The 26,934-nt window shown below is 65.2% G+C and carries 25 protein-coding genes; 15 read left to right on the plus strand and 10 right to left on the minus strand.

Annotated features, from left to right (window positions below):
- Positions 1–70: 70 nt before the first annotated feature.
- Entirely contained in the window at positions 71–2,641 is a 2,571-nt protein-coding gene (locus Harman_RS14555; RefSeq protein WP_137684504.1) for an AAA family ATPase, read from the minus strand.
- A complete protein-coding gene (locus tag Harman_RS14560; RefSeq protein WP_137684505.1) occupies positions 2,638–3,387 on the minus strand; it encodes a 4-phosphopantoate--beta-alanine ligase in 750 nt (249 codons plus the stop codon). Before Harman_RS14560 ends, Harman_RS14555 begins: the two co-directional genes overlap by 4 nt.
- 144 nt (positions 3,388–3,531) lie before the next feature.
- On the opposite strand from Harman_RS14560, the gene Harman_RS14565 reads away from it, so the two are divergent.
- The 10 genes from Harman_RS14565 to Harman_RS14610 all read left to right on the plus strand — a co-directional run bounded on the left by Harman_RS14565 (position 3,532) and on the right by Harman_RS14610 (position 14,857).
- A complete protein-coding gene (locus Harman_RS14565) occupies positions 3,532–4,443 on the plus strand; it encodes a PhzF family phenazine biosynthesis protein (RefSeq protein ID WP_137684506.1) in 912 nt (303 codons plus the stop codon).
- Between the two features lie 120 nt (positions 4,444–4,563).
- Positions 4,564–6,873: a phosphoenolpyruvate synthase gene (gene ppsA, locus Harman_RS14570; protein ID WP_137684507.1), complete on the plus strand. Its 2,310-nt coding sequence runs from the start codon at positions 4,564–4,566 to the stop codon at positions 6,871–6,873.
- A 58-nt stretch (positions 6,874–6,931) separates the two neighbouring features.
- Positions 6,932–7,834: an RAD55 family ATPase gene (locus tag Harman_RS14575; protein WP_137684508.1), complete on the plus strand. Its 903-nt coding sequence runs from the start codon at positions 6,932–6,934 to the stop codon at positions 7,832–7,834.
- 75 nt (positions 7,835–7,909) lie between these two features.
- On the plus strand, positions 7,910–8,962 hold the full coding sequence (gene mfnA, locus Harman_RS14580; protein ID WP_137684509.1) for a tyrosine decarboxylase MfnA: 1,053 nt from the start codon (positions 7,910–7,912) through the stop codon (positions 8,960–8,962).
- Positions 8,963–9,039: 77 nt separating this feature from the next.
- Entirely contained in the window at positions 9,040–9,624 is a 585-nt protein-coding gene (locus tag Harman_RS14585) for a YqaA family protein (protein ID WP_137684510.1), read from the plus strand.
- Positions 9,625–9,697: 73 nt separating this feature from the next.
- Positions 9,698–11,842 carry a methionine--tRNA ligase gene (metG, locus tag Harman_RS14590; protein WP_137684511.1) on the plus strand — a complete coding sequence of 715 codons (2,145 nt, stop codon included), beginning with the start codon at positions 9,698–9,700 and terminating at the stop codon, positions 11,840–11,842.
- A gap of 45 nt (positions 11,843–11,887) precedes the next feature.
- Positions 11,888–12,268: a hypothetical protein gene (locus Harman_RS14595; RefSeq protein WP_137684512.1), complete on the plus strand. Its 381-nt coding sequence runs from the start codon at positions 11,888–11,890 to the stop codon at positions 12,266–12,268.
- 69 nt (positions 12,269–12,337) lie between these two features.
- On the plus strand, positions 12,338–12,940 hold the full coding sequence (locus Harman_RS14600; protein WP_137684513.1) for an NfeD family protein: 603 nt from the start codon (positions 12,338–12,340) through the stop codon (positions 12,938–12,940).
- Between the two features lie 71 nt (positions 12,941–13,011).
- Complete coding sequence (locus tag Harman_RS14605; RefSeq protein WP_137684514.1) at positions 13,012–14,199, plus strand: SPFH domain-containing protein; 1,188 nt, start codon at positions 13,012–13,014, stop codon at positions 14,197–14,199.
- Between the two features lie 52 nt (positions 14,200–14,251).
- Positions 14,252–14,857, plus strand: a complete 606-nt coding sequence (locus Harman_RS14610) for a winged helix-turn-helix transcriptional regulator (protein WP_137684515.1) — start codon at positions 14,252–14,254, stop codon at positions 14,855–14,857.
- A 50-nt stretch (positions 14,858–14,907) separates the two neighbouring features.
- On the opposite strand, the gene Harman_RS14615 is transcribed toward Harman_RS14610, so the two are convergent.
- Positions 14,908–16,812, minus strand: coding sequence for a hybrid sensor histidine kinase/response regulator (locus Harman_RS14615; RefSeq protein WP_137684516.1), 1,905 nt, complete (start codon positions 16,810–16,812; stop codon positions 14,908–14,910).
- A 200-nt stretch (positions 16,813–17,012) separates the two neighbouring features.
- Positions 17,013–17,255, minus strand: coding sequence for a DUF7123 family protein (locus Harman_RS14620; RefSeq protein ID WP_137684517.1), 243 nt, complete (start codon positions 17,253–17,255; stop codon positions 17,013–17,015).
- A 255-nt stretch (positions 17,256–17,510) separates the two neighbouring features.
- On the opposite strand from Harman_RS14620, the gene Harman_RS14625 reads away from it, so the two are divergent.
- A complete protein-coding gene (locus tag Harman_RS14625) occupies positions 17,511–17,909 on the plus strand; it encodes a TRAM domain-containing protein (protein WP_137684518.1) in 399 nt (132 codons plus the stop codon).
- A gap of 2 nt (positions 17,910–17,911) precedes the next feature.
- Here Harman_RS14625 and Harman_RS14630 read toward each other — a convergent pair whose 3' ends face one another.
- From Harman_RS14630 to Harman_RS14640, 3 genes are read right to left on the minus strand one after another with little or no spacing between them, the layout of a single operon-like run.
- A complete protein-coding gene (locus tag Harman_RS14630) occupies positions 17,912–18,646 on the minus strand; it encodes a YkgJ family cysteine cluster protein (protein WP_137684519.1) in 735 nt (244 codons plus the stop codon).
- A 33-nt stretch (positions 18,647–18,679) separates the two neighbouring features.
- Positions 18,680–19,465: an MBL fold metallo-hydrolase gene (locus Harman_RS14635; RefSeq protein WP_137684520.1), complete on the minus strand. Its 786-nt coding sequence runs from the start codon at positions 19,463–19,465 to the stop codon at positions 18,680–18,682.
- Positions 19,466–19,474: 9 nt separating this feature from the next.
- Positions 19,475–19,744: a MarR family transcriptional regulator gene (locus tag Harman_RS14640; RefSeq protein ID WP_137684521.1), complete on the minus strand. Its 270-nt coding sequence runs from the start codon at positions 19,742–19,744 to the stop codon at positions 19,475–19,477.
- A 248-nt stretch (positions 19,745–19,992) separates the two neighbouring features.
- On the opposite strand from Harman_RS14640, the gene Harman_RS14645 reads away from it, so the two are divergent.
- Together Harman_RS14645 and Harman_RS14650 are read left to right on the plus strand one after the other, a co-directional pair.
- Positions 19,993–20,697 carry a class I SAM-dependent methyltransferase gene (locus Harman_RS14645; protein ID WP_137684522.1) on the plus strand — a complete coding sequence of 235 codons (705 nt, stop codon included), beginning with the start codon at positions 19,993–19,995 and terminating at the stop codon, positions 20,695–20,697.
- Positions 20,698–20,793: 96 nt separating this feature from the next.
- Positions 20,794–21,699: a glycosyltransferase family 2 protein gene (locus tag Harman_RS14650; protein ID WP_137684523.1), complete on the plus strand. Its 906-nt coding sequence runs from the start codon at positions 20,794–20,796 to the stop codon at positions 21,697–21,699.
- 22 nt (positions 21,700–21,721) lie between these two features.
- Here the strand turns inward: Harman_RS14650 and Harman_RS14655 are convergent, their stop codons facing one another.
- Positions 21,722–22,531 carry an amidohydrolase family protein gene (locus tag Harman_RS14655; RefSeq protein ID WP_137684524.1) on the minus strand — a complete coding sequence of 270 codons (810 nt, stop codon included), beginning with the start codon at positions 22,529–22,531 and terminating at the stop codon, positions 21,722–21,724.
- A 174-nt stretch (positions 22,532–22,705) separates the two neighbouring features.
- Here Harman_RS14655 and thsA point away from each other — a divergent pair, with 174 nt between their 5' ends.
- A complete protein-coding gene (gene thsA, locus Harman_RS14660) occupies positions 22,706–24,265 on the plus strand; it encodes a thermosome subunit alpha (RefSeq protein ID WP_137684592.1) in 1,560 nt (519 codons plus the stop codon).
- Between the two features lie 65 nt (positions 24,266–24,330).
- Here thsA and Harman_RS14665 read toward each other — a convergent pair whose 3' ends face one another.
- Together Harman_RS14665 and Harman_RS21600 are read right to left on the minus strand one after the other, a co-directional pair.
- Positions 24,331–24,762: a DUF371 domain-containing protein gene (locus Harman_RS14665; RefSeq protein ID WP_137684525.1), complete on the minus strand. Its 432-nt coding sequence runs from the start codon at positions 24,760–24,762 to the stop codon at positions 24,331–24,333.
- Between the two features lie 26 nt (positions 24,763–24,788).
- Entirely contained in the window at positions 24,789–24,962 is a 174-nt protein-coding gene (locus Harman_RS21600) for a hypothetical protein (RefSeq protein WP_170083003.1), read from the minus strand.
- 108 nt (positions 24,963–25,070) lie between these two features.
- Between Harman_RS21600 and Harman_RS14670 the strand changes: the two genes are divergently transcribed.
- The gene (locus Harman_RS14670) at positions 25,071–26,915 is read left to right on the plus strand and encodes a hydrolase (protein ID WP_137684526.1); all 1,845 of its coding nucleotides are present in this window, start codon (positions 25,071–25,073) and stop codon (positions 26,913–26,915) included.
- The last annotated feature ends 19 nt before the right edge of the window (positions 26,916–26,934 follow it).

Raw genomic sequence — 26,934 nt, forward strand, 5'->3', positions numbered from 1 at the left:
CCACGCCGAGACAGGGCTCTCGCCCGCGTCAGAGCACAACAAATGTCGTCGAAAACAGGTTCGAAGCGTTTCAGGAACCAAGCCCCAGGTCCGCCGTCCCCTCGTCCCCCTGATACCGGTCCCGGTCGTCCCAGTCGGCGATGCTCGAATGGGTCTCGCGGACGGCGGTTTCGAGATGGTCCTGCGTGATGTCGGACCCGGCCCGCAGGGCGTGTCGCGCCGCGTCCTCGGCGACGAGTTCGAGGTCGCTGGCGGCGTACCCCGCGGTCGGTTCGAGGATGGCGTCCCAGTTGATGTCACCGGCGACGGGGCGGTCCCGCAGGTGGATCTCCAGGATCTGTCTTCGAGCCTCGGCGTCCGGTGGCGGCACCTCCACGCGCTCGTCGAAGCGACCGGAGCGCCGCAGCGCCGCGTCGATGTCCTCGACGAAGTTCGTCGCGGCGACCACAACGATGTCCTCCGCTGCCGCCCCTTCGAGTTCCGTGAGCAGTTGATTGACCAGTTGCTGCTCGCTCGTGTTCATCGACCCGCGGCGCGAACCGGCGATGCCGTCGATTTCGTCGATAAACAGCACGCAGGGAGCGTTCGCGCGGGCCACCTCGAACACCTCGGCGACGTTGCGGGCCGGCTCGCCCATCCACTTGCTGGTCACGTCTGCGGGGCTGATTTCGACGAAACTGTGACCGAGTTCGCCTGCGAGCGCACCGGCGAGGTGGGTCTTCCCGCAGCCGGGCGGGCCATACAGCAGCAGGCCCGACAGCACGTCGATGCCGTACTCGGCGTAGGCGTCGGCGTTCGCAAGCGGGTCGAGGACCGTCTCTTCGAGTCGGTCTTTCAGTTCGCCCATCCCGCCCACGTCGGCGAAGTCGCGCCCCGCGTCGGTCTCGACGAGCGAACTGGCCTGCAGGTCGACGCCGTCGGGCTGGACGACGCCGTTCTCGGCCACCATCTCGGGGTCGACCCAGTCCGCGATGCTCGTGTCGGTTTCCGTGGCGGCCTGCATGAGATGGTCCGTCCCGATTGGGGCGTCCGCTCGCAGCGCCTTGCGCGCGGCGTCCTCGGCGATGAGTTCGATGTCGCTGGCCGCGAAGCCGGCCGTCTCCTCGACGACCGGATCGAGGTCGATGTCGGCCGCAGTCGGTCGGCCAGCGAGGTGAATATCGAGAATCTGTTTCCGGGCTTCGGGGTCCGGCGGCGGGACCTCTACACGCTCGTCAAACCGCCCAGAGCGGCGGATAGCGTCGTCCACGTCCTCGACGAGGTTCGTCGCGCCCAGCACGACCACGTCCTCGTCGGCGATCCCTTCGAGTTCGGTGAGCAGTTGATTGACCAGTTGCTGTTCGCTGCTGTTCATGTTGCTGTCGCCGTCACGCGCGCCGGCGATGCCGTCGATTTCGTCGATAAAGAGGATACAGGGGGCGTTCGCGCGGGCGATCTGGAACAGCTCCTCGACCTTCTGTGCGGGTTCGCCCATGTACTTGCTGGTCACGTCGGCGGGCGTCACCTCGATGAAGGTGTGGTCGACCTCTCCCGCGAGCGCGCCCGCGACGTGAGTTTTCCCACAGCCGGGCGGGCCGTGCAGGAGGACGCCGTTGACGACGCCGATGCCGTACTCCTCGAAGGCACTCGGGTCCTGCAGGGGTCGAACGACCTTGTGGTTGAGCGTCTCCAGCAGTTCGGACATCCCGCCCACGTCCGCGAAGCTCCGGGACGGGTTCGGGTCGACCAGCCCGTCGGCCTGCATGTCGACGCCGTCGGGCTGGACCACCGTCCCGTCATCGGACGGGCGCTCGCGGTTTATCGAGGGCGCACCGTCATCGTCATCAGCGGAACTGCCACGGCCGGAATGAGAGTTCCGACCCGCATCGGCCGACCCCGATTCGTCGGACTGCTCGATCCGCTCTCGGATGTTCCGTTCGAGCCGGTCGGGGTTGACCTCGTAGCCGTACTCGGCCAGCCGGCGGGGTTCGGCACTGAGAAACTCCGCGAGCCAGCCGTGGCGCTGCAGGTCCTCGGTCGGGGCGTCCGGGTCCCGGAACGTGACGAGCTTGACATCGGAGCTGTCGGGGGAGTGGTACTCGGCGAGCCAGAACGGGAGATACAGGCGCTCGACGCCGGTCACGCCGTCGAATCCGTCGGGGTCGAAGTCGCCGGGAAGGCCGTAGGACTCTCTGAGTTTTCGGAGGAAGACGTTGGCCGTTCCTGCCGCGGCGGTCTGTTGTTGCTCGCGGTACTCCGCGACACGCTGGGGCAGCAGCGACCGGGCGTCGTCGTCGGTGACCTGGAACTGCATCAAGACAGAGCGGCCAAGCGCCGGGTCACCGCGGCCGAAGTCGTAATCGCTGGTCGCCCGACGGACCACCGCGTCGGTGTCGTCGACGTACTGTGACACCGCTCGGTCGTTGTCCGCCCAGAGGCCGTCGAGAAATGCCGTCTCGGACTTCGTCGTCGTGCCGAACAGCTTCCCCTCGCCGGTCTCGTACTCGTAGTCGACTTTGAACACCGGATAGAACACCCGGTGGAGTCGCTCCAGTCGCTCGGTGTCGCCGAAGGCCGTCATCGTCCGCTGGTCGAGGGTCTCCCTGACGGTCTCCTCGCTAGGCACCCGCCGGTCGGCGTAGATGTACGGCGGCAGGCTCATTCCAGGTCCCCCTCACGAATCGTCCGCTCGGCGTCGGTCAGGGCGCTGTCGGCGTCGAACGCGTCGATGGTGTCCTGCTGGGCATCGGGGTCGTCACGGAGGTCTCGGGCGTGTTCTGTGATGTTCGGTATCGCACGGATGATGTTGTCGATGATGGGCACCGTCGCTACCTCGGCCGAGCGGCTCTGTGGATTGAGGTCGATGACGAGTTCGGTCTTGCCCATCTCGCCCAGCGCCTCGGCGCGGTCGCCGTCCTCCAGTGGGACAAGTACCACGTCCGCTGCGCCGATGCCGTCGGCGTCGACCTTCGCGCGTTCGTGGTCGAGGCCGGGAATGTGGCCGTCGGCGGTGAGTCCCTTCACGTCCGTCGCGCCGTGTTCGCGGAGGTACTCCGCGATAGCCTCGATGCGCTCTTCGGTCCGGTTGAACAGGTTCACTTCGAGGTCAGCGCCGGTCACCTCGGCCAGTTCGACGAGTTCGCCGGGCACGAGGGCGGCGGCGTTGCCGTTAACCGAGACGACAGCGTGTTCGGCAGAGAGGAGGTGTGCCGCGGCGGCGCGCTCGGCGGCGTCGGCGCTGTCGATGGTGCGTTCGCCAAGCAGGTAGTCGAAGGCCTCGCCGCGGCCCTGGGCGATGAGGCCCTGCCGGGAGGTGATACCGCGGTCGACGCCCGCCTCGATCCGGTGGCGGGTCAAAAGCGACTCGTAGCGGGGGTGGCTTTCAGGGAGGTCAACGTCCTCGCTCATACCTTTCGGTGGTAGCTCCCTGTACTAAAGTCGTCCGTCAGGCACACGGGTCGGTGGTCCGAACGGGTTTCGACGGAACCGACCGCCGGACCTCCCCGAGTCGCTCCGGAAAAGGTTATCTGCGGGTCAACACAACTCCGTGCCATGGATACCCGACAGGCGTTGCTTGTCGACGCGTTCGCCGCGGAGCCGACGGCTGGGACACCGGCCGGCGTCGTGCCCGAAGCCGAGGGACTGAGCGCCGAGCAGATGCAGGCCGTCGCCAGCGAACTGGGAGCCACCGAGACAGCGTTCGTCCTGCCAGCGGCGGACACCGACCGCCGGCTCCGGTGTTTCTCGCCGACTGCGGAACTGGAGGAAGCGGAAACAGCCACAGTCGCCGCGCACGCGGCGCTCTCCGAGCGCGGTGCAATCGATGCCGCCGAGTGGACGGTCGCTACGGGTGGGGGCGACATCGCCGTCGAAACGAAACCGAACGGCATGGTCTGGGTCGAACAGGGGCGGGCCGACATCACCGAGGTCGATGTCCCCTACAGCGATGTCGCGGACGCGCTCGGACTCGACGAAGCCACGCTCAAGGACGTGGGCGCGGACCTGCCCTTGGTGACGGCTGACGCCCGCGAACCGTGGCTCATGGTGCCGGTCAACTACTTCGAGCATCTGAGCAGCCTGTCGGTAGACGTGGCCGCCGTCGCCTCGCTCTGTGACCGCGCGGACGCGGTGGGCGCATACCCGTTCACGTTCGACACTGTCGGCGCGGATGCGACCCGCCGGTCGACGCTGCACGGCCGGGCCTTCCGAGCGGGAGGCCACACGGAGGAGCCGGTGACCGCCACCGCATCGGGGGCCTGTGCGGCCTTTGTCCGTCGCTACGGCGCGCTCGATGACACCGTCGAGCAGATCACTGTCGAAGGCGGCCACTTCCGGGACCGGCCCGGAATCGTGTCAGTCGACACAGATGGGACCGAGGTGTGGGTCGGCGGGCGCGGCGTGACCGCGCTGGACGGAACGGTGACCGTCCCGCCTGTCGATGACGACGACATTATCGAAGCGTGATATTAATCCACACATCGCCGCTTGACTACCTGATTCACTCGAAATCGAGTGAAGAGAGTGTTCCCATCGGTTATAACCGGAACATCCTTAATTGTCGTTGGAGATGATACGAATGAGTCCATGCCAACACTGTGGCTCGACGAAATCGGTGCCGACGATCTGTCGCGGGTCGGCGGCAAGGCGGCGTCTCTCGGAGAACTGACCGGAGCAGGGCTACCCGTTCCGTCGGCGTTCGTGGTTACTGCCGACACGTATCGGTCGTTCATCGAAGCAACTGGAATCGACGAGCCGCTGTTTGCGGCCGTCGATGTCGACAGCGACGACTCGCAGGCGCTGGCCGAGGCGGCCGAACGCGCCCAGGAGTTGATCCTGGAAACCGACACCCCACCGTCGGTCCGTGAGGACCTGCTGGCCGCCTACGACGAGATGGGCGACGAGGACGTGGCGGTGCGGTCCTCGGCGACCGCTGAGGACCTCCCGGATGCCTCCTTCGCCGGCCAGCAGGACACGTATCTGAACGTCTCGCGTGCGGACCTGCTCCAGCGAGTCAAGGAATGCTGGGCGTCGCTGTTCACCCAGCGTGCTATCTACTACCGCAACGAGAACGACTTCGCCCACGACGCCGTGGACATCGCCGTCGTCGTCCAGCAGATGGTCGACGCGGAGAAATCCGGCGTCATGTTCACCAGTCACCCCTCGACGGGCGGCCCGACAGCCATTATCGAGGCCGCGTGGGGACTCGGAGAGGCGGTCGTTTCCGGGGCGGTCTCGCCGGACAACTACATCGTCGACCGGGAGACCGGCTCTATCGACGAGGTGACCGTCGCCGACAAGAAGGTGATGTGCGTCCGCGGCGACGACGGGGAAACCATCGAGCGCTCCGTCCCCGAGGAGAAGCGCAACGAGCGCGTCCTCTCGGACGAGGAGATTCACCGACTTATCGAGATCGGCGAGCGCGTCGAAAACCACTACGACGCTCCACAGGACGTGGAGTGGGCGGTCTACGAGGGTGAGGTGTACCTGCTGCAGTCCCGTCCCATCACCACTATCGACGAGAGCGAGACGAGCGGTGGCACAGCTACAGACATCGAAAGCCAGCCAGAGACCTCCGGCGTGGCCGACGGCGGGTCGATGGAGAGCCAGTCGGAGCCGATCCGAATCGACGGCATCGGCTCCGCGCCGGGCCGCGTCACCGGCGTCGTCCGCATCGTCGACAAACTCGACAACCTCGACAAGGTCGAAGACGGCGACATCATCGTCGCCGAGATGACGACACCGGACATGGTGCCGGCAATGAAACGCGCCAACGGTATCGTCACGGACGAGGGTGGAATGACCAGCCACGCGGCCATCGTCTCGCGCGAGCTCGGCGTCCCGGCCGTCGTCGGCGCGGAGGACGCGACACAGAAGCTCCGCGACGGCGAAACCGTCACGCTCGACGGCGACAAGGGCACCGTCGAGAAGGGAGCCAAGGTTCCGGAAGGTGTAAGCGAGGAAGCAGAGGAGGCCGCCGACCCGGTCGAGACGCCCTCGGCCGTCAAGCCGATGACCGGAACGGAAGTCAAGGTCAACGTCTCTATCCCGGAAGCCGCCGAACGGGCCGCCGCGACGGGGGCCGACGGCGTCGGCCTGCTGCGCATCGAGCACATGATTCTCTCGACGGACAAGACGCCCGCTCGCTACGTCGAGGACCACGGCGAGCGCGCCTACGTCGACGAAATCGTCGAGGGCGTTCGCTCGGTCGCCGAGGCGTTCTACCCGCGCCCGGTCCGCGTCCGGACCCTCGATGCCCCCTCCGACGAGTTCCGCCAGCTCCAGGGCGGCGAGGACGAACCCAGCGAACATAACCCGATGCTGGGCTACCGGGGCATCCGGCGCTCGCTCGACCGGCCCGGCGAGTTCAAGCTCGAACTCCGCGCGTTCGAGCGCCTGTACGACCTGGGCTATGACAACGTCGAACTGATGCTCCCGCTGGTCACCGACGCCGAGGACATCCTGCGGGCGAAGGCGCTGATGCAGGAGGTCGGCATCGACCCCGAGAAGCGCGACTGGGGCGTCATGGTCGAAACCCCGGCAAGCGCCCTCTCAATCGAGGAAATCTGCGAGGCCGGCATCGACTTCGTCTCCTTCGGGACGAACGACCTCACGCAGTACACACTCGCGGTCGACCGGAACAACGGCAACGTCGCCGACCGCTTCGACGAACTCCACCCGGCCGTCCTCGAACTCATGAGCCAGGTCATCGGGACCTGCCGCGAGCACGACGTGGCCACGAGCATCTGCGGCCAGGCCGCCTCGAAGCCACAGATGGTCGACTTCCTCGTCGACGAGGGGGTCACCTCCATCTCACCGAACATCGACGCCGTGCGTGACGTGCAACACGAGGTCAAGCGCGTCGAACAGCGACTCTTGCTCGAATCGGTTCGCTGAGCCCGTAGCCGGCTGACGTAGCCAGCAGGTTTTTTTGCTCCGTTCGCTTCGTTGCTGTATGGTACCCGAATCGACACCGGAAGCCAAGAGTATCAGTTCCGGTGTGTCCTACATCCCCTTCGGAATCCCCGGGCTGGACGGACAGGTCCGGGGGATTCCGACCGGGAGCACGGTTCTGCTTGCGGGAGCGTCGGATGCGGGCGGCGACGCGTTCACCTACACCAGCCTCGCGACGCTGATGCTCGCGAAACACCGCCCCGAGATGGTCCCGAACGGCATCGCCCGGCGCAGCGAGGCGATCCCCGATTCGGTGACCTACATCACGCTCTCGCACGACCGCGAACACGTCTACAGCGAACTCGACGCCGTCCTCGACGGCTACCAGTTCGAGACACTCACGGACAACATGACCGTCGCCGATTTCTCCCAGCGGTTCATGGAGCTGTTGCCGGTCCCGGAGCCGCTGTTCGACGCTCGGCGGAGCGCCGACGACATCGAACAGCCCGACGCGGAGCCACCCGAGTCGGAGCCCTCGGAGGAGACCTTCGAGAACCTGCTGGCCGATATCAGCGACCGGGTGAGCGACGCCGCGGAGACGCTCATCGTCATCGACTCGCTGACCGACCTCGAACGGGCGACGGAGTTCGGCCTGCCCCAGAACCACGAGATCGCGTTCCTGATGGGACTCCGGGAGGCGGTCGTCAACTGGGGGAACGTGGCCTTCGTCAAGCTCGACCGCCCCGCGGGCGACGTGCGGTCGGACGAACTCATCCACGGCCTCCTGCACGGTAGCGTCTACTTCTACTCCAACGACAAGGGGTTCGAGACCTACCGGACGATGCGGGTCGGCTCCTTCGGCGGCGCGCTCGACACCGAGCGCCAGACCGTCTTCGAGTCGCTCATCGGTCCCACGGGCTTTCGCGCGAAGGCGACGAAGAAAATCGGGCCGTCGAACTGGTAATCCGGGAGTCGAATCCAAGCCGCCCGCTGGGCCGAGCACAACGCATAAAGCGGCCACCCACCATATGCAGGTTAGATGCTCCAGCGGGCAGAGCCACAGGAGTTCGAGCGCGTCCTCTCGTCGATGTGTACCGTCCCCCATCCAGCGGCGCGCGAGGCCGCAGAACGCTTCCTCGCGACGAACCCCGGGGACCCGGGCACATACGAGACAGTCGCCGATCTGGAACGAGAGGCGGTCGAGTACCTCGGCGACATCACCGGCCTCGCCGACCCCGCGGGTTACGTTTCCTCGGGCGGAACTGAAGCTAACATCCAGGCGGTTCGCATCGCCCGCAACCGCGCCGACACGGACGACCCGAACGTGGTCGCACCGGTCCACGCGCATTTCTCCTTCACCAAGGCCGCTGACGTACTCGGCGTCGAACTGCGGACCGCACCGGCGACGGACTACCGCGTCAACACGGACGCGATGGCGGAACTCGTCGACGAGGACACCGTGTGTGTCGTCGGCGTCGCCGGCTCGACCGAGTACGGCTACGTCGACCCGATTCCGGCTATCGCCGATCTCGCCGAGTCGGTCGACGCCCTCTGTCACGTCGACGCCGCGTGGGGCGGCTTCTACCTCCCCTTCACGGACCACGACTGGCACTTCGGCCACGCGGCCGTGGACACGATGACGATTGACCCCCACAAGGTCGGGCAGGCGGCGGTCCCTGCCGGGGGGCTGCTCGCACGTGACCGCTCGCTGCTGGACGACCTCGCCGTCGAAACGCCGTATCTGGAGTCGACGGACCAGTTGACGCTGACGGGCACGCGGTCGGGCGCTGGCGTGGCCTCCGCCGTCGCAGCGATGGAGTCGCTGTGGCCGGCGGGCTACAGGCAGCAGTACGAAACGTCGATGGCCAACGCCGAGTGGCTGGCCGAGCAGCTGTCGGCGCGCGGCCACGACGTGGTCGGCCCCGAACTCCCGCTGGTCGCTGCGGACCTCTCGGTACCGATGACCGACGAGCTTCGGGAGCGGGGCTGGCGCGTCTCCAAGACCGGGGCCGGTGAGATGCGTGTCGTGTGTATGCCTCACGTGACGCGGTCGATGCTGCGGTCGTTCGTTGCGGACCTCGACTGGTATTAATCTGCGACCCGGCTGCTATTGAGCGCTCCCGAGAAAACATACGAAGGTTTAGAAGTGCTTGCTTGCTACAGGAGGGTGTGGACCTGGTAGTACCGACCTCAGCGTTTATTGCCTTCATCGGCGACTGTACGACCGCCGGTACACCCCTGTCTCCGCTGGAAGAGACCGTCTGTACGGCCACCGGCCCGACTGGCCTGGGAATCATCGCGGTGTACTCGTTTCTGATCGCGTTCATTCTCCCACTGCCGAGCGAGGTCGTGCTGGTTCCGGCCGAAACGCTCCGGCTCGGGCTCTCAACGAACGGGAACCTGGTGGCGATTATCCTCGCCAGCGCCGCCGGGAAGGCCTTCGGGAGCCTCGTCGCCTTCCACATCGGACAGGAGGCCAAGGAGTACGGCCCGCTCATTCGGCGAATCAAGCGCTCGCGGTTCGACATCATCGAATGGTCTGAAAAGAAAACGGTACAGATAGCCAAGAAGTACGGCTACGTCGGCCTGGCGCTCGCACTCTGTGTTCCCTTCTTCCCCGATACGCTCTCTATCTACGCGTTTACCGTCCTCGAACGCGACTACTACCGGTTCGGAGCGGCGACGTTCTTCGGGAGCGCGGGGCGACTGGTGGTGACGCTCGGTCTCGCTGGCGGCACGCTCGCGCTGCTGTGACCGGTAGACTCGGAGCGCGGCCGGCACGCCGAAACCAACCCCCTTTTGACCCGTCGGTGGCACACGAACAGGTATGAGCCACGACGAGTTTCCGACGGATCAGCCGGCGGTCGTGACCTGTGGGTTGCCCTATGCGAACGGCGACCTCCACGTCGGCCACCTCCGGACGTACGTCGACGGGGACGCGCTCTCGCGTGCCCTGCGACGCATCGGCCAGCAGACGGCGTTCGTCTCGGGGTCAGACATGCACGGCACACCGGTGGCGGTCAACGCCGCCGAGGAGGGCGTCGAACCGCGGGAGTTCGCACTGGACTTCCACGAGACCTACGCCGAGACGTTCCCGCAGTTCAACATCGAGTTCGACAACTACGGCCACACCGACGACGCAACCAACGTCGAACTCACCCAAGAGTTCGTCCGCTCGTGGGTGGAAAACGACCACGTCCACGAGAAGGAAATCGAGGTCGCCTGGGACACCGAGGAAGACCAGCCACTCCCCGACCGCTACGTCGAGGGAACCTGTCCCTACTGTGGCGAGCAGGCCCGCGGCGACGAGTGCGACGAGGGGTGTCAGCGCCACCTCGAACCCGGCGAAATCGAGGATCCGGTGTCGACGCTGACGGGCAACCCCGCGGAGTACCGTACCCGCGAACACAAATTCCTCCGACTAGCCGATTTCCAGGAGTACCTCCAGGGCTTCCTCGACCGACTGGAAGGGACCGACAACGCCCAGAATCAGCCCCGCGAGTGGATCGAGGGCGAACTGCAGGACCTCTGTATCACGCGGGATATGGACTGGGGAGTCGATTACCCGGACGATGTCGACGGCGGCGACGACCTTGTCCTGTACGTCTGGGTCGACGCGCCCATCGAGTACGTCGCCTCGACCAAGCAGTACGCCGAGCGCGTCGGCACAGACGAGTACGACTGGGAGCAGGTCTGGAAAGTCGACGGCGAGGAGCGCCACGGCACCGAGTGGGACGACGACTGGTCCGACGACAGCAGCGAGATCATCCACGTCATCGGCCGGGACATCATCCAGCACCACGCCGTCTTCTGGCCGGCGATGCTCCGTGGTGCGGGCTACAACGAACCCCGGTCGATTCTGGCGACCGGGTTCGTCGGTATCGACGGTAAGGCCCTGTCGACCTCGCGCAACCGCGCCGTCTGGGCCGACGAGTACCTCGACGCGGGCTTCCACCCCGACCTGTTCCGGTACTACATCGCCACGGGCGCACAGATCGACACCGACGTAGACTTCTCCTGGGACCGCTTCCAGCAGCGGGTCAACGGCGAACTCGTCGGCAACGTCGGCAACTTCATCTACCGCTCGCTGCTGTTCGCCGAGCGCAACTACGACGGCACGCCCGACGCCGCCGTGAGCGACGACGTGCGCGAGCGCATCGAGTCGGCAATCGAGGACTTCGAGACCGCCGTTCGGGAGTACGACGTGCGCGAACTGGCCGAAATCGCCATTGAACTCTCGAACTACGGCAACGAGTACATCCAGCGCAACGAGCCGTGGAACCTCGTCGACGACGACCCCGAAGAGGCCGAGCAGGTCATCCGCGACTGCGTTCAACTGACGAAAGCCGTCGCGGTGCTCATGCAGCCCGTTTTGCCGGGCAAGGCCGAACGTCTGTGGGGCCAGCTGGGCGAACAGGGGTCCGCTGCTGACGTGACCCTCGACAGCGCGCTCGAAGCGCCGCCGGCCGAATTCGGCGAACCCGCGGAGCTGTTTGAGCAGGTCGAGGACGACCACATCGAGGCGTTGAACGAGGAACTTCAGGAGCGGGTCGAGAGCGAGGCGTCGGCAGACGCCTCGAACGGAGGCGGCGAAGCCGCCGGAGATGAAGAGAGCGAGGACGCGGACGCCGCCGACCGCCAGCCCCTCGTCGAAGAGCGCATCAGCTTCGAGGACTTCGAGGGCGTCGACATGCGCGTCGGCGAGATCCGCAGCGCCGAGCCGGTCGAGGGCGCGGACAAGCTTCTCAAATTAGAGGTCGACATCGGCCACGAGATCCGGCAGGTCGTCGCCGGCCTGCGACAGCTCCACGACGCCGAGGACCTCCCCGGGACGCGGGTCATTCTTCTGGCGAACATGGAGAAAGCCGAGCTGTTCGGGATCGAATCCAACGGCATGGTGCTGGCCGCCGGCGACGAGGCGGACCTGCTGACGACCCACGAGGACGCACCGCTGGGAACGCGGATCAAGTAAGCCCAGTCGCCAGCGCTTTTGTAGTCGCGGGCCATACCGTGGCCCATGGACGACGACGGGGCCGCAGGAGATGACGCGGCCGCTGCGGGTGACAGTTTCACCGAGGAGTACGAACTGGCGACGGAGGCCGACGTGATTCAGGTCGAAGAGGGCGCAGCGACCGATACGGGCGCGGCGGCAGACGCAGAAGAGGAAGGTGCAGTCGCCGGCTCGTTCGCCCCGGACCTGGAAGTGACGCCCGACGCGCCGAAGCCCGAAAACGTGGTCTTCGTCGCGCTGGGGGTCTGTATCGCGATTCTCGCGTTCGGCCGGATGTTCCTCGGGGCGGAGATATACGCGCCGATGACTCTCGGTGGCGTGATTCTGGCCGTGGCAGTCGGAACGGCTGCGCTGTACGGATTCTTTGTCCGGACGAGCGACGCGTGAGGCTGTCCCGGTGACTGCCGCGTCGCTCCCACCCCGACACTTAATCCTGTTCCGACACTAAGTCGGGGTATGGTGAACCCGCTGGCGGCGGTTGCCCCCCTGCAGGCCGAACCACTGTTAGGTATGTCGCTCTCCATCCTGCTGTTTCTGGCCGGTGCGGGCCTCATCGTGGGCGAGGCGCTCGCGCCCGGGACACACTTCTTCGTCCTCGGCGTGGCCCTGCTGACGGCGGGGCTGGTCGGCCTGTTCATCCCGGCGAGCCTGGGCATCTTCGCGCCGCTCATCCTCACAGTCATCGTCCTGGCGACGACAGCGGTCACACTCTGGGGGTATCGGAAGCTCGATTTCGCCGCGCCGGGCCGCGGCCAGACGCTCAGTTCCGACTCGCTCACGGGGCAGTTCGGGACCGTGACCGAACGCGTGACCCGCAGCGACGGCGAGGTCAAACTGGAGGACGGGGGTTTCAATCCCTACTACCAGGCCCGCAGTACGGGCGACCCAATCGAGGAGGGGACGGAGGTCATCGTCATCGACCCCGGCGGCGGGAACGTGCTGAAAGTCGAAGCGGTGGAGTCGGCGGGCGACGAGATCGACCGGGCGCTCGAACGCGACCGAGACCTGAACGACACGAGCGATGACGCCGAACCGGAACGAGAGTCCGAGCGGGCGTAGGTGTGGTATTCGGTAGTTTGTGACAGGGACACCGAAGCCTTTTCCTTGCGCGCTCCGGAGGTCTCACTGTCATGTTCCCCGCGACACCGCTGCAAGGTTTAGGAGGACTCGTCGGTTTCGTTACCGTCATTTTCCTCCTGTTGGCTATCGCGCTGGTGTACTCCAGCGTCGTGATCATCCGCCCGTACCAGAAAGGTGCCTACACGGTGCTTGGCACCTATCGCGGCGTCCTCGACCAGGGGATTCACTTCATCTACCCATTCGTCTCCGACGTGACGCGCTTCGACATGCGTACGCAGACGCTTGACGTGCCACGGCAGGAGGCTATCACCCGCGACAACTCGCCGGTGACCGCCGACGCCGTCGTCTACATCAAGGTGATGGACCCGAAGAAGGCCTTCCTCGAAGTCGACAACTACGAGCGTGCCGTCTCCAACCTCGCCCAGACGACCCTCCGTGCCGTGCTGGGTGACATGGAACTGGACGACACGCTGAACAAACGCGGCGAGATCAACGCCCGCATCCGGAAGGAACTCGACGAACCCACCGACGAGTGGGGTGTCCGCGTCGAGAGCGTCGAGGTCCGCGAGGTCAACCCCTCCAAGGATGTCCAGCAGGCCATGGAGCAACAGACCTCCGCCGAGCGGAAACGCCGCGCCATGATCCTGGAAGCCCAGGGTGAACGGCGCTCCGCCATCGAGACGGCGGAAGGTGACAAGCAGTCCAACATCATCCGTGCCCAGGGTGAGAAACAGAGCCAGATTCTGGAAGCCCAGGGTGACGCGATTTCGACCGTCCTCCGCGCGAAATCCGCCGAATCGATGGGCGAGCGCGCCGTCATCGACAAGGGAATGGAGACGCTCGCCGAGATCGGCCAGGGCGAGTCGACGAAGTTCATCCTCCCGCAGGAGCTCACTTCGCTGGTGGGCCGCTACGGCAAACACCTCCAGGGTTCGGACGTGAAGGAGAACGGCCACTCCCTGGAAGCGCTTGACTTCGACGACGAGACCCGCGAGATGCTGGGCCTGGACGACATCGAGGAGATACTCGGCCAGATCGACGAGGAGGCCGAGGTCGATGTCGAGGCGATGGAAGAAGAGGCACAGAAGATCAAGGAAGGCCAGGACAGTGGCCTCGACAGCGCCGACGAGATGATTCAGGAGATGGACGCCGAAATCGACGACGACTCAGGCACGACGGACGTGGCCGGTGGCCCCGACGACACGACGCGCACGTCGGAAGTCGACAAGGACGACTAAGCCTGATAATCAGGCGAAGACGTTTTATTACCGACCCACCTTTTCGGTAGCAATGACACGTAAGGGCGACGTGGACGAGGACAAGCGAGCGACGCTCCGTCGCTTTGCCGCCCTCGGCGCGGCCAGCCCGTTTGCTCGATTCGGCGACAGCGGGAGCGAAAGCGACGCGCCCGACGCCATCGCCGGTTACGTCTCAGCACACCCCGGCACGCACTTCTCGAAGCTCCGGGACGACCTCAAACTCGGGACCGGCGAGGCCCAGCATCATCTCCACCGGCTGGAAAACGAGGATGTCGTCGCCTCACAGAAGGACGGCGATTACCGGCGGTACTTCCCGGCCGGCCAGTTCTCCGAGTTCGAGCAGGTGGCGCTTGGCTACCTGCGCCGGTCGACCGCCCGCGGAATGCTGGTCACGCTGCTTCGCCGCCCAGACGTAACAGCGTCGGAACTGGCCAGCGAACTCGACGTATCGCGGCCGACGGTGAGCAACTACGCCGGGGACCTGGAGTCCGCTGGACTGCTTTCCCGTGAGGACGGCTACGCGGTGACCGAGCCAGAGACAGTGTTGACACTGCTTATCCGGTACGCTGATTCTTTCGGTGACGATGTCGCCGAACTGGCGGGTGAGGCCGACTCGCTACTGCGGTACGACCCGTAACGCCGCGTCGGAGACCACTCACTGTCGGCCGGGTCGCGTCTGTGTCTCCCTCACGTCGCTTTCTCCACACCGGTGAATTCGAACCTGGCCCCGCCTGACTCGCTGTCGGTCACACTGACATCCCAGCCGTGGACAGCGGCGATCTCGGCGACGATTGCGAGGCCGAAGCCGGTACCGTTGGATGCGGTTGAGTAGCCGGCTTCGAACACCGCGTCTCGCTCGTCTTCGGGAATACCCGGGCCGTCGTCGGCGACGTAGAAGCCGCTGGCGTCGTCGAGGTCGCCGACAGTAACCGTCACACCGTCGGACTGCACCGGACTGCTCGTCGTACCGTGTGCCCCACTAGTGTCCTGTGTCTGTGAGAGCGAGTGTATCGACCCGTGTGCCACGCTGTCGTCGGCCCCTGGCCGACTGCTTGTGGAACCATGTTCCACACTGTTCCGAAACAGGTTCTCAAGCAGGCGCTGCAACCGGCGGGGGTCAGCAGTGACGACACTGTCCGTATCGGTTACTAAGGTCGCGTTCTCCACCTTGATAGTTTCCCAGCACGCGGTCGCGGCAGTCCGTAAGTTGACGGGCTCGGTAATCGTCGCCTCGCGTCCGTCCCGCGCCAGTGACAGGATATCGTCGATGAGCGCCTGCATCCGCTGGTGAGCGCTGTCAATACGGTCGAGGCGGTCGTTGGATACTTCCTGCTGGGCTAGCTTTAGCTGGCCCTGGGCGACCGTCAGTGGGCTCCGCAAGTCGTGGCTGACGACGCTGGCAAACGATTCCAGCCGCTCGTTCTGAAGGCGAAGCCTGCGTTCGCGCTCTTTCTGTTCGGTGATATCCTGGATGTACCCCCGAACCGTTCGCTTCTCCGCCTCCTCGACTCGCTTACCGCGGGTTTGGACCCACCGGCAGTCACCTGTCGCGGTGATGAGCCTGGCCTCGATGTCGTACGGTTCCCCGTCTTCGAGGGCCGCATTGACGGCATCCATGACCGCTTCCCTGTCTTCTGGATGGTAAAACGAGAGCCCGTCCTCGACCGTCGGATCGAAGTCGTCGCCGACCTCGTGGATGCGCCGAGTCCCCGCCGTCCAGGTCGAGACGCCTGTCTCGTCGAACTCCCAGGCACCGAGGTCGCCCAGTTCCTCCGCCTCGGCGAAGAAGTCCCGTAACTGGGCCAGGTCCCGCTCGTGTTCGATGCGCTCTGTGACTTCTTGACATTTCGAAAAGATGGTGACGATGTCGCCAGAGTCATCGGTGATGAGGCGGTTGTGCCACTCGACCATGATGTGCTCGCCGTCCTTCCGGACGTTCTCGTCGATGCTATGGTAGCCGCCGCTGACCTCGCTGAGAGCGGCCGTGACCGCGTCGACGTCGTCGTAGCTCTCATCGCTGACGAACACCTCCCACGTCTCCCCGAGCAGTTCCGCTTCAGTGTAGCCGAAGATATCCGACAGAGCATCGTTAACCCGGATGATTTCGAAGTCCGGGTTGAACTCGACGAAGCCGAGCGGCGACTGATCGATAAACAGCGAGAGCCGCTCTTTGCTCTCTTCGAGGGCCTGCTGTGACCGGTACTGTTCGACGGCGTTAACGATACGGTTTGCAAGCAGGGCGTAGTGGCTGGTGTCGGACGTTTTCTGCAAATAATCAGTCACGCCCGCAGAGATGGCGTCACCCGCGACCGCCTCGCTGCCGCGCCCGGTGTACAGGATAAACGGGAGGTCCGGAAACTCCTCGCGGACGGATTCGAGGAAGTCGATACCGTTCTCCCTGGGCATCTCGTAGTCCGAGACGACACAGTCGAACGACGCCGCTTCGAGACGGGCTAGTCCCTCCGAGGCGCTCGTCACGATTTCGATGTCAAAGCCCGACTGCGCTCGTTCGAGAAACGCCGCCGTCGTCTCCGCGTACTGCAGGTCATCGTCGACGTGGAGGACCCGAATCGGAGACCAAGCCTCGCCCATTGATATGGCCAACTATGCGCTCAATTGTTATCAAGGTAGACATTCACTAGCGGTGATGGTGCCGTACATATCAGGCCAAGCGTGGTTACAACGAAAGGAGAGCGTTCGCGCCGGATTACTTATACAATCGCCGAATATACAGTCTCGCTCTGGAACCGAGCCGGGAATCCACGCTGTCCAGATTAGACCGAACGGCCGTTTCAGGCCTCGACCATCCACGTCGTCGAGGAGGAGTAGCCCCACTTCTCGACGGCCAGGTCGTGGTCGCCGTCGGCGATGGCGGTCATGTTCGTGCCGACTTCCTTGGCCGAGAGACCGAGTTCGTCGCCGATGAGCCGCGATTTGAAATACGTCTGGTCGTCGGCGTTCGACCGGAGATACTCCAGAATACGTCGCTGCTTGTCCGAGAGGGGGCTGTCGGTCGATTGTGCGGTGGCGCTCATTAGTACACCTAGTTGCAGTGCAGAGACACCTATATGGGATTTGGTACAGTCGGTTAACGGCCCGTTGTCTTGCGTTTTTGTCCCTCGCGGAGCGGGGATACAGCCGCGAATCGGACCACGCGACAGCCGATTGGTACAGGCGGGAAACACCGCGGTTGGGCGTGTCGAAACCGCGCGGTTGGGACGACGGCAATTGGTCTCTCCGGCAGTTCTTTAGTAATGGCCCGTTTTGTGGCCGAACGGAGGTCTATCACATTGGAAATCTCGGATCAACTGCTGTGTCTGTTCAGTGCTGATATCCGCGACGAGGGGGACCGGTACGTCGTGGAGGTACCGCGTCGAGAAGTCGAGACGGGCGCAGTCGACTCGGGCAGTACATACCGCGTTGCACTCATCTCAGCGGACGAAGCGTCGGAAGCCGAGTCGGAGACGGTGTCAGACACGCCGCCGGACCAGCCACAGCCGCCGGTCGAACCGGGCGAGACGCGCTACGTCGAAATCGAGGACATCGGCAAGCAAGGCGACGGCATCGCCCGCGTCGAGCGCGGCTACGTCATCATCGTTCCGGGGGCCGAAATCGACGAGCGAGTCAAGATCGAAGTCACCGAAGTCAAGTCGAACTTTGCGGTCGGCGAGATCATCGACGACGTTTGAGGTCACTCGTAGGGGCTGCCGTCGGGCCGTTTCGCCCCTTCTGAGTCGTGCACGACGACCTGTCCAGGTGACGCGTCGACGGGTCGATAGTTGTCGCGGACGCCGATAGCTTCCTCAAGTTCCCGAACTGCGCGTTCCTTGAGCGCCGCGGCCAGATCCTCGGCGTCAGTTCTGGAGATGTCGCGGCCAAGTCCCTCGCATTCGTGGGCCTGGACCATTCCTTCCTCGTCGACGGTCTCGCCCATCGGCTGGCTCGTCCCGCCGAGCGCGACGCTGAAGGGGTAGGTCCGACAGATGAGCGGGCGGTCGCCGTGGACCGTACAGGCACCCATGCCGTCGTCGTCCTCGGCGTAGAAGGTGCAGTCGCCGCAGTCGTCGGTCTGGAGCGCCCACTCGAAGGTCTCGCCCTCGGGGCCGTCCGGACCGTCCGCGAGACCGTAGGGCATCGGTCGGGCAACATCGCGGAAATCGTACTCCCCGGCGGCCTGTAGCTGCCGGATTTCGTCGGGAAACACCGTCGCCGTGTGGGGTTCAGTGTCGGCTTCGTCGTTCTCACTGGCACCATCAGTGGTTCCGCCAGCCTCGTCGGTGCTTGCTCCGTCCTCGCCACAGGCCGATTCGGCCTTACAGCAGGCCCCACAGCGGGTGCATTCGAACCCGATAGTCTCGATAGCATCGGCCAGTTCCGACTCATCGAGCGCACGGGCCCGTTCGAGTTCCGTTTCCAGTGAGTCCACAGCCGTGGTAGCGGGCCGACAGGCAAAAAGGCGTCACCCCGCCGAATTCGGTGTGGCCCGCTCGCCGTCCCAGGAAACACTCCCCTCGACGGCGAGTTTCTCGATGTGGGCCAGCACCGTCGCACGGGCCAGGTCGCGCACGCCGGAGAGGTCCTTCTCGTAGGCGGCGTCGAGGATTTCGTCCAGAGTACTGGCACCGTCGTCGATAGCCCGCCGAACGCGGCGCTCGCGTTCCAGCCGATGGCCGATAAGTCGCGCACAGGTCTCTCGGGGGTGCTCGATACGCGGGCCGTGACTCGGCAACAGCACGTCGGGGTTCCGGGCGTGGAGGCGGCGCAGGGACGTGAGGTAGGCCCGAACGTCGCCCTCGGGCGCGCCGACGACGACGCTGCCCTCGGCAACGGCGAGGTCACCGGTGACGACGGGCCCGTCAGTCGCGAAGGCGACGTGTTCCGGCGCGTGGCCCGGCGTGTCGAGGACAGTCACCGGGCCGGCATCGGTCGGAATCGCCGTTCCCTCGCTGAACAGTTTGTCGGGACTGATCCTAGTCGCAGATTCGAACGCGGCCGCCCGACCGCGGCGCGCCCAGACCGTCGCGTTCGTTTCCCTGGCGTAGTGTGCAACAGCACCGACGTGGTCGGGGTGGTGGTGCGTGAGCGCAATGTGGGCGAGCGTGCAACCGCTGAGAAGCGTATCGAGCGCATCACTGGTATCCGCGGGGTCCACGAGAAGAGCCGCTTCGTCGCCGCAAACGTACGCTGCTGTGCTGTCGGTCGGTGCCCGCGTCGGAACGGACACGTCGGCCCGCTGCCAGTCCATGCCGGCGGGTCAGACCGTGAGGAAATAAACCTGTTTGCGGGCGTCGGTGAAGCTGTACCGCGAGTCGACCAGATCCGATTCTTCGAGTCGGTTCAGGGCGTATCTGACGGTCCGGTCCGGGAGCAGGGAGTTCTCAGCTAGTTCGCCCTGTGACAACGGAGCATCGTCTTCCAGCACCTTCGCAACGAGCTTCGCGCTCGGTGGGAGTTCACGCAGGGTGTCGCGGAACTCCTCGTCAGTGAAAGGTGCTGGTGCGGCGTTTTCAGTTAATGCGCTCATAGTGGTGGATATTCAAGGCTTACTGGTAAAACTTGGCTATATGCATGACCAAACAATACAGATTCTATGAAGTGTTTAATGTATCCTTATACAGGTCCGCCATCGTGTGGTTCCGGTCGACAGCGAAAAACAGCGCCCGCATAGGTCAGGGCCGAAAATGCGGAACGAGTTTCTACCGATGGGAGTCAGCCGACCGGTGAAAGGGGATTCCAGTATCGTTTTATCCCCCGCGGAGTGAGACACAGAGCGTGAAAGGGCAGGAGTGGTATCAGGCCGACACCGTGGCCGAAGAGTACGAGGCCAAGCGGTTCTCCCGCGGCGGTCGGCTGATCGACCGCCGCGAGAAACAGGCCGTCCTCGACGCCATCGGTCCCGTGGCCGACAAGGACGTGTTAGAGGTAGCGTGCGGGACCGGTCGGTTCACCGTAATGCTGGCCGAGCGCGGCGCGAACATCACCGGGCTGGACATCTCCGGCCCGATGCTCCAGCAGGGCCGGGAGAAAGCACAGGCGACCGATGTCGATGACCACGTGGAGTTCATGCGGGGCGACGCCGCCCGGCTCCCGTTCCCGGACGACCACTTCGACACCGTGTTTGCGATGCGCTTTTTCCATCTGGCGGACACGCCGGCGGCGTTTCTCGCGGAGATGCGCCGCGTCTCGAAGGAACAGGTCTTTTTCGACACGTTCAATCGGTTCTCAACCCGGTCGATATACAACTGGGCGCTCCCGATGGGCTCGCGGCTCTACTCGCGCTGGGAGATCGACCGACTGCTCGACGGGGCCGGGCTGGAACTGACCGACTCGGAGCACGACTGGCTGCTTCCCTACGGCTTCTACCGCAAGATCCCGAACGAACTGGCCGCCTCGTTTCGCTCTATCGACACGGCGCTGGGGGGCACGCCCCTCGGCGAGAAGATGGCCTCGGTGTCGTACTGGAACACGCACGTATAGCGTGTCGACCGCTCGAACGACCCGTTTTCCCTGAATTGGAAAGGTGTTAATCCTCGCCCGCGACTTTTAAGCGCCTTCGCCGTCGTACCCAGAGACATGGACATCTCGGTAGTGGTCCCGACGTTGAACGGCCGGGAGGAGCTGGCCGGCTGTCTGGACGCACTCACCGAGCAGGTTCCCGACGCCGAGGTGATCGTCGTCAACGGTCCATCCGCCGACGGCACGACAGGAATGGTCCGCGACCGCGACGACGTGTCGCTCCTCATCGAGATTGCTGACAGATCCGTGACGGTCGCTCGCAACGCCGGAATCGACCGGGCGACGGGCGACGTTATCGCACTCGTCCACCAGTCGCTCTCGGTCGAATCTGGCTGGGCAGAGGCCGTCAAAAGCGGTCTCTCGGGGGCGGCCCGGGCGATCACCGGACCGACACACCAGCAGCTACGGGCCGGGATGACGACCGAAACGGAGGAGACGCGAACGATAGCCGGCCGAGACGTGACGTATTTCAATCCCGGCAATGTCGCGTTCGACGCCGACGTACTGGAAGCACTCGACGGGTTCGACGAGTACCTGAACGTCGGCAGCGCCCGGGACTTCGCACACCGGATGGCCGCCAGTGACTACGGTGTCGACTGGAGCACGGAGATGTGTGTCAGCCGCGAGTTCGAGGCCGACGGCGGGATCACAGAAACCGACTGGAACTGGAAGTACCGCTCACTCGCCTATCGACTGGTGAAGAACTACAATATCAGGCCAACTGTCCTGTGGCGAATCCTCAGCCACGCGGGCGGTGACGCGAAGGACGCGATGATCGATGTCGTGCGCGGGGAGACGACGCCGTCGCAGTGGCTCGGCAACGGCCAGGACGTGTTCGGCGGCGTGGGTTCCGGAATCGTTGACGGCCTTCGTGCGCGCGTGACCGACCGGACGCCTCGCCGGAACCCGAACGGCCGCTCCGCGCGTGCGGACCGCGCGGTGACTGTGTACGACTGGCGGTAGTCACGTGACCCGCGCTGTACCGTTAGGGGGCCAGCGCCTCGATAACCCGGTTGGGGTTGTTCGAGAACACTTTTCGCATCGCATCTTCCGGCACGTCCAGTGTCAGTATCTCCATCACGGCCACGTTCGGGTGGACGCTGGGGACGCCGCTGCCGAAGAGGACGCGGTCCGGATGCTCCAGAATCGCCCGCTCCATGGGCCGACGATAGCGGACCGCGCTGGTGTCGAGATACAGGTTGTCGTTGGTCTCTAAAAGGTCGATAGCCCGATCCATCAGGTCCCGTCGGAGCGGGTACGCGCCGAAATGGGAGAGGATGACCGGAAACTCGTACGGTAACAGCGACTCGGCGACGGCTTCGGGCGGGAACTCCTCGCCGCCATGGACGATGACAGGCAATGACACCGATTCCAGTTCTGCGAGGACCTCCTCGTCAGGCAGTCCGTCAGTTGGCGGGTTGAGCTTGAAACCGTAGAACCGGTCGTCGTAGGCGTACTGCTCGATGTCTGCCGGGGACGTGTGGGCTTCCGTGCGACTGCTCGCGAGGTTGCGAAGGGTCGACCCGGGACCGCTCCCCGGGTCCCGAGCGCCATTGACCCTGGCGAAGGCGACCAACGGCCGTTCGACGGTCATCCGTGCGACGGCGTTGTTCGCTTTCAGATACGATCCGTCCCGCTCATCGGGAAAGACGACGGAGCGGACGACGCCGGCCTGGTGCATCTCCCGTTCGAGTTGCTCCGGGTCGCCCATCCCGTCCCGGGGTCGGCGCTGCTCGTCGGGTTCTAAGCGTGCGTGTACGTCGACGACGCGAAACCCGTGCTCCAACTCCAGCATCTACTATACGGTGTGGATACCCCTCTATTAAAACATGTGCAGGTCCGGCCCGGATTCGGGGGCAGCACGGCGCTGTCACCCGACGAGCGTCCTGCGGTGTTAGAAAGCTTTATATAGAACCGCTTGCCTTGTCTTAAGTGAGGTTCAACACATATGTCATCTGGCCAGCGACGCATGGGCGGCCAGCCTCTTTTCATCCTTGATGAGGACGCCCAGCGCACACACGGGAAGGACGCACAGTCATCGAACATCTCCGCCGGAAAGGCCGTAAGCGAGTCCGTACGGACCACGCTCGGTCCCCGCGGCATGGACAAGATGCTCGTCTCCGACGACGGTGATGTGGTCATCACCAACGACGGGGCGACCATCCTCTCCGAGATGGACATCGAACACCCCGCGGCCCAGATGATCGTCGAAGTCGCCCAGACACAGGAGGACGAAGTGGGCGACGGCACGACGACAGCGTCCGTGCTGGCCGGGGAACTGCTGACGAAAGGCGAGGACCTGCTCGACGACGATGTCCACCCGACGACGATCGTCGAGGGGTACTCCGCCGCCGCCGAACTCGCACAGGAAGCGATCAACGAGATCGTCCTCGACGCCGACCTCGACGACGAGACGCTCGTCGAAGTCGCCGAATCCTCGATGACCGGCAAGGGCACCGGAGATGTCGAGGCCGAGCGACTCGCCGAAGTCGTCGTCGACGCCGTCCGCCACGCCAAGGACGAGGCCGGCGTCCGCCGGGACAACATCGAGGTCCACACCCAGACGGGTGCGGCCTCCTCCGCGACGAAGCTCGTCGAGGGCGTCATCGTCGACGAGACAGCCGTCCACGACAACATGCCGACCTCGGTCGAGGACGCCTCTATCGCGGTCATCGACACGGAACTCGATGTCCGCGAGAGCAACATCGACGCCGAGTACAACGTCTCCAGCGTCGACCAGCTCAACGCCGCGCTCGACGCCGAAGAGCAGGAACTGCAGGGCTACGCCAAGGAAGTCGTCGAAAGCGGCGCTGACGTTGCCTTCGTCACCGAGGATGTCGCCGACCGCGTCGCCTCCCAGCTCGCCAAGGAAGGCGTCTTCGTCGCCGACAGCGTCGGCTCCTCGACCGCCAAGGACATCGTCGAGGCCACCGGCGCGAAGCGCGTCGGCTCGCTGGAAGCCCTTGACGAGGACGCGCTCGGCCACGCCGAGAGCGTCAACGTCGAGAAGCAGGGCGACGACGACGTGACGTTCATCACCGGCGGCGCGACCGCCGAGTCCGTTACGATCATCGCCCGCGGCTCCACCGAACACGTCGTCGACGAGCTCGAACGCGCGCTCAACGACGCGCTCGACACCGTCATCGCCGCGCTCGACGCCGGCGGTGTGGTCCCCGGCGCAGGCGCGACCGAAATCGCCATCGCCGACCACATCCGCTCGGAAGCGGCGTCCATCGAGGGCCGCAAGCAGCTCGCCGTCGAAGCGTTCGCCGACGCTGTCGACGTGCTCCCCCGCACGCTCGCGGAGAACACGGGCCTCGACGCCATCGACGCGCTCGTCGACCTCCGCGCCGAACACGAGAGCGAGGGCATCGCCGGCATCATCAGCGAAGGCCAGACCGGCATCGTCGGTGACCCCGTCGACTACGGCATCCTCGACCCCGCCGCTGTCAAGCGCGAAGCGGTCGACTCCGCGACCGAAGCGGCGACGATGATCGTCCGTATCGACGACGTTATCTCGTCGTCGTAAGCCGTTTACAACCTGTTTTCTTTTGCCGAAACCGAATAGCGGCGCGACCGATCCCAGAACTGTCCCTACTCGCTACTAGGCTCAACAGCTAGCGTCAGCGTCGCGTCACTGCCAGCAGCGAGCGCATCGACGAGGTCGCGGTCCACGTCGCCGGCCGCCGCGTCGGCGTGTACCATCACGGTCCGGTCGTCGACGTAGTCGCTCGTCCGCAGGACGTGACTCCGGTCGTTCTCGAACGACAGGTCGGGGTGGCCGGTCCCTGTCACGGTGACGGTGTGGTCGCCGGCCTCGATAGTCGCTGTAATCGTCGCATTGGCGTCCTGGCAGGCCGCCACGAACTCCTCGTCGAAGTCGGCGGGGACGCGGTCGGCCTCGATGGCGAGGATACAGTCGCCTGCGGGGGTCAGAAAGTCGTCGCTCGTCACTTCCAGCGTACTCGCGTGTTCGCCGGTCACGTTTTCGTGGCCCTGTGCGTGGACCACTTCCTCAAGTGTCATACCTCCCGCTCGCCGCCGAGCGTACTTCAGCGGGACGACTCCGACCGGACGACGGTAACCGTCACCGCACCGCAGGCGCACTCGTGGGCCTCGCGGCGGCCGGCCTCGGTCTCGAACACCAGCGCTGGCTCGCCGAGCGAGCGTTCGCAGTGCTGGGCCTCACAGGTCGGTGTCGCCGCCTCGTGCAGTTCGGTGAGCATATCTGGATAGTAGGTGGCTACCTATGTCAAAGCGATCCATCCCCGGAGTGAAAGTGAAAGTGAAGCCGTGGGGCAAAGGATATGCCCCCGCGGAACGGGCCACAAGGTATGTCGCTGGAGTGGCGCGGCGCGGCGGTTGCGCCGGACGACGAGATGCCGTCCCCAGAGTCGTGGGACCCGGTGTCGGTGCCCGGCCGGCCCGAGCAGTTCGCCGGGGCCGAGGCCGTAGCCTACGAAACGACGTTCTCGGACCCGCGGGACGAGAGCGACGCACACGCACTCCTTGTGCTAAACGGGACGTATGCGCACACACGCGTGTGGTGCAACGGCGACCTGCTCACCGAGCACGACGCCTACTTCGAACCGCTCCGGGTTCGACTCCCCGAAAGCGAGGAGTACCGAGTCGTCGTGGAGTGTCGCGCGCCCGAGGACCGCTTCGGCGGCCTGCACGCGACCGACCAGCTCCCGCCGGAGCGCTCCGTCCCGGGCATCTGGTGGGACGCGAGCCTCGAAACCCGGCCGGACCCCTGCGTGAGCGAGCTCTCGGTCCGACCGCAGGTGACGGGCGACGACCCGGAGGACGCCGCCGTCGAGGTGTCGGCGACCGTCCTGACCGAAGACCCACTCGACGACCGCATCACGCTCTCGCTCCGGCCGGAGGGCGACGTGCGCGGTGGCGGGATGATGGACCGCGCCCGCGTCTCGACCGACGACGAGACGGCGACGGTGAGCTACACGATGGACGTGCGCGACCCGTCGCTGTGGTGGCCCCACGACCGCGGCGAGCAGTCCCGCTACGTCCTGCGGGCGAAGCTCGGCGACGACGAGCACTCGGTGACGACGGGCCTGCGTACCGTGTCCTACGACGACGGCCTGCGGGTCAACGGCGAGGATGTACCGGTTCGCGGCGTGACCCTCCGCGACCCGACCCCTGAGGATGTCGCGCGTGCCGTCGACGCCAACGCGAACCTGGTCCGAATTCGCGCACAGGGGACGCCGCCCGAGGTCGCCCGGGCCTGTGACGACCACGGCGTCTTGCTCTGGCAGGACCTGCCGCTGTCCGGTCCCGGTTCGTTCGACAGCGACCGGGGGACCGACCTCGCGGAACGGCTCGATGAGACCTACGCAGAACACCCTAGTTTCGCAACGGTCGGCATCCACGACGAGCCAGTGCGGTCGTATGCCGACGGGCTCGGGTCCGGCTTTCTCGACCGACTGCGCTTTCGCTGGCGCGCCTGGCGGGCCAGCTACGACGACGCGGACGCCGAGTCGGTGGCTTCGGCTGTCGACACCGTCCCGACGTTCCCGGTCGTCGGTCCACCAGGGATTGCTCCCGACGGGGCCACGCTGTACCCGGGGTGGCGGTACGGCGACGCGGCCGACCTCCCGTGGCTCTGCTCTCAGTTCAACGTCGGCGGTGTCGTGGCGGGCTTCGGGGCCGGTGCGTTGGGAACGGCGGAGCCAAACGACAGCCCCGGATTCGACAGGGACTGCCACGACCGCCACGTCGACGGTGGCCTCGACGCGTCACAGGCGTATCAGGCCGGGGTCGTCCGCGAGGTCGCCGAGACGCTCCGGCAACGCAATGCGCCGCTCATCATCGTTGACAGCCTCCGAGACTTGGGTGACGCGGGCATGGGTCTACTCGCCGCAGATGGGACCGAAAAGACGGCGTTCGGCGCTCTCGCCGACAGCTATGAGCCCACACAGGTAGTCCTCTCTGACTCGACACCCGGCGAGCGTGATATCGTTGTCATCCACGACCGGCCGGAAAAGGCGGACCTCACCGTGGAGTGGGACTGTAATGGCGACCGCGAGCAGGCCGAACATACCGTCGGCCCGTTCGCCCGCGTCACCGTGGACACGCTCGCGCTCTCACCCGGTGATAACGTGACACTTGCTGTCACTGACGGGGAAACTGTCGTCAAAAACGAGTACCGTATTAATGAGTAATATATGTCCGTGATATACA

Source organism: Haloarcula mannanilytica, from assembly GCF_005406125.1.
GTDB lineage: Archaea > Halobacteriota > Halobacteria > Halobacteriales > Haloarculaceae > Haloarcula > Haloarcula mannanilytica.

Coding starts and splice junctions, on each gene's coding strand:
- Harman_RS14620 (WP_137684517.1), bottom strand. CDS start 17,255: ATGAGCGCCACCGCACAATCGACCGACAGCCCCCTCTCGGACAAGCAG.
- mfnA (WP_137684509.1), top strand. CDS start 7,910: ATGCTCCAGCGGGCAGAGCCACAGGAGTTCGAGCGCGTCCTCTCGTCG.
- ppsA (WP_137684507.1), top strand. CDS start 4,564: ATGCCAACACTGTGGCTCGACGAAATCGGTGCCGACGATCTGTCGCGG.
- Harman_RS14555 (WP_137684504.1), bottom strand. CDS start 2,641: ATGAGCCTGCCGCCGTACATCTACGCCGACCGGCGGGTGCCTAGCGAG.
- Harman_RS14615 (WP_137684516.1), bottom strand. CDS start 16,812: ATGGGCGAGGCTTGGTCTCCGATTCGGGTCCTCCACGTCGACGATGAC.
- Harman_RS14670 (WP_137684526.1), top strand. CDS start 25,071: ATGTCGCTGGAGTGGCGCGGCGCGGCGGTTGCGCCGGACGACGAGATG.
- Harman_RS14640 (WP_137684521.1), bottom strand. CDS start 19,744: ATGAGCGCATTAACTGAAAACGCCGCACCAGCACCTTTCACTGACGAG.
- Harman_RS14560 (WP_137684505.1), bottom strand. CDS start 3,387: ATGAGCGAGGACGTTGACCTCCCTGAAAGCCACCCCCGCTACGAGTCG.
- Harman_RS14605 (WP_137684514.1), top strand. CDS start 13,012: ATGTTCCCCGCGACACCGCTGCAAGGTTTAGGAGGACTCGTCGGTTTC.
- Harman_RS14600 (WP_137684513.1), top strand. CDS start 12,338: ATGGTGAACCCGCTGGCGGCGGTTGCCCCCCTGCAGGCCGAACCACTG.
- Harman_RS14565 (WP_137684506.1), top strand. CDS start 3,532: ATGGATACCCGACAGGCGTTGCTTGTCGACGCGTTCGCCGCGGAGCCG.
- Harman_RS14655 (WP_137684524.1), bottom strand. CDS start 22,531: ATGCTGGAGTTGGAGCACGGGTTTCGCGTCGTCGACGTACACGCACGC.
- Harman_RS14650 (WP_137684523.1), top strand. CDS start 20,794: ATGGACATCTCGGTAGTGGTCCCGACGTTGAACGGCCGGGAGGAGCTG.
- Harman_RS14635 (WP_137684520.1), bottom strand. CDS start 19,465: ATGGACTGGCAGCGGGCCGACGTGTCCGTTCCGACGCGGGCACCGACC.
- thsA (WP_137684592.1), top strand. CDS start 22,706: ATGGGCGGCCAGCCTCTTTTCATCCTTGATGAGGACGCCCAGCGCACA.
- Harman_RS21600 (WP_170083003.1), bottom strand. CDS start 24,962: ATGCTCACCGAACTGCACGAGGCGGCGACACCGACCTGTGAGGCCCAG.
- metG (WP_137684511.1), top strand. CDS start 9,698: ATGAGCCACGACGAGTTTCCGACGGATCAGCCGGCGGTCGTGACCTGT.
- Harman_RS14610 (WP_137684515.1), top strand. CDS start 14,252: ATGACACGTAAGGGCGACGTGGACGAGGACAAGCGAGCGACGCTCCGT.
- Harman_RS14665 (WP_137684525.1), bottom strand. CDS start 24,762: ATGACACTTGAGGAAGTGGTCCACGCACAGGGCCACGAAAACGTGACC.
- Harman_RS14595 (WP_137684512.1), top strand. CDS start 11,888: ATGGACGACGACGGGGCCGCAGGAGATGACGCGGCCGCTGCGGGTGAC.
- Harman_RS14575 (WP_137684508.1), top strand. CDS start 6,932: ATGGTACCCGAATCGACACCGGAAGCCAAGAGTATCAGTTCCGGTGTG.